Source organism: Streptomyces sp. 13-12-16, assembly GCF_002114215.1.
Taxonomy (GTDB): domain Bacteria; phylum Actinomycetota; class Actinomycetes; order Streptomycetales; family Streptomycetaceae; genus Streptomyces.
Window position 1 is genome coordinate 5,032 of record NZ_NCTE01000319.1, and the last position, 1,707, is coordinate 6,738.

At 69.8% G+C, this 1,707-nt stretch carries 1 protein-coding gene; it reads right to left on the minus strand.

Features of this window, described 5'->3' with window-relative positions; translation table 11 throughout:
* On the minus strand, positions 1 to 1,514 hold a 1,514-nt coding region (locus tag B7767_RS13550), incomplete at its 3' end, for an MDR family MFS transporter (RefSeq protein ID WP_179167138.1).
* Positions 1,515 to 1,707 lie beyond the last annotated feature (193 nt).

Sequence of the window (1,707 nt, forward strand, 5' to 3'; positions counted from 1 at the left end):
AGGCGTTCCATGCCGCTGGTGGTCTTCAGCGGCTTCTCCTTCAGGAAGACCACGGCGACCAGCGCGAGCAGCGCGAACGGCGTGGCGATGAGGAACAGCTCGGCGGTGGCGACACCGTAGGCGTGCTCCACGATCTCCCGCATCGGGGCGGGCAGCGTGCTCATGTCCGGGACGCTGTGCCCGCCGCCGCCCGAGCCGCCCTCGGCCCCTCCGGCGGCGCCCGCCTTCTCCAGCCCCTTGGTCATCTCGCCGGCGACCCGGTTGGCGAGGATCGCACCGAGGACGCTGGTACCGATGGTGCCGCCCATGCTGCGGAAGAAGGACAGCACGGAGGTCGCGGCACCCAGTTCGGCGGCGGGGACGTCGTTCTGCGCGGCGAGCACCAGGTTCTGCATCAGCATGCCGACGCCGACACCGAGGACGGCCATGTACAGGCTGAGCAGCCCGAAGTGCGTGTCCGCGTCGATCAGGGAGAGCAGCGCGAGGCCGACGGTCATGATGACCGCGCCCGCCACCAGGTAGCCCTTCCACTTGCCGGTCCGGCTGATCAGCTGCCCGGCGACGGTGGACGACACCAGCAGACCCAGGATCATCGGCAGGCTCATCAGACCGGCGACGGTCGGCGACTTGCCCAGGGAGACCTGGAAGTACTGCGAAAGGAAGACGGTCCCGCCGAACATGGCGACACCGACCAGGAGGCTGGCCACCGTGGTCAGGGTGACCGTGCGGTTTTTGAAGATGTCGAGCGGGATCACCGGCTCGTCGGTACGGGCCTCCACGAGGACCGCCAGGGCCAGCAGCACCACGCCGCCGGTCACCAGCGCGGCGGTCTGCCACGACGCCCAGTCGAACCGGTTGCCGGCCAGCGAGACCCAGATGAGCAGCGCGCAGACACCGGCGACGATCAGGAAGGCGCCGAGCCAGTCGATCTTCACCTGGCGCTTGACGGTGGGCAGCTTCAGCGTGCGCTGCAACAGGAGGATGGCCAGCAGCGCGAAGGGCACGCCGATGAAGAAGCACCAGCGCCAGCCCAGCCAGTCGGTGTCCACCAGCACACCGCCGATCAGCGGTCCGGCCACGGTGCCGACGGCGAAGACGGCACCGAAGATGCCGGAGTACTTGCCCAGTTCCCGGGGCGGGATGACGGCGGCCATGACGACCTGCGCGAGCGCGGTCAGACCGCCCGCGCCGATGCCCTGCACGACCCGGCTGAAGATCAGCAGCGTCGTGTCGTGGGAGAAGCCCGCCAGCAGCGAACCGATCACGAACATCAGCAGCGAGAGCTGGAGCAGCAGCTTCTTGTTGAACAGGTCGGACAGCTTGCCCCACAGGGGCACCGTCGCGGTCATGGCCAGCAGTTCGGCGGTGACGACCCAGGTGTAGGAGGACTGGCTGGCCCCCAGGTCGGCGATGATCGTCGGCAGCGCGTTGGAGACGACGGTGCCCGCCAGGATGGCGACGAACATGCCGGCCATCAGGCCCGACATGGCCTGGAGTATCTGCCGTTGGGTCATGGAGGTGGAAGGCGCGTCGGCGGGCGCCGGGGGTGGGGTCACGGGATCTCTTTCGGACGATGGTCGAACGGTCACGCGCGCGGGCGGGCACCGGCAGCGGCCGGCACCCTCGTGGGCGCGGAACGGACAGCGGGGGCGGCGGCCGCGGCGAAAGGCCGGGCGGCCGGCGGCGAGGACTTACGCGGGAGGTGCC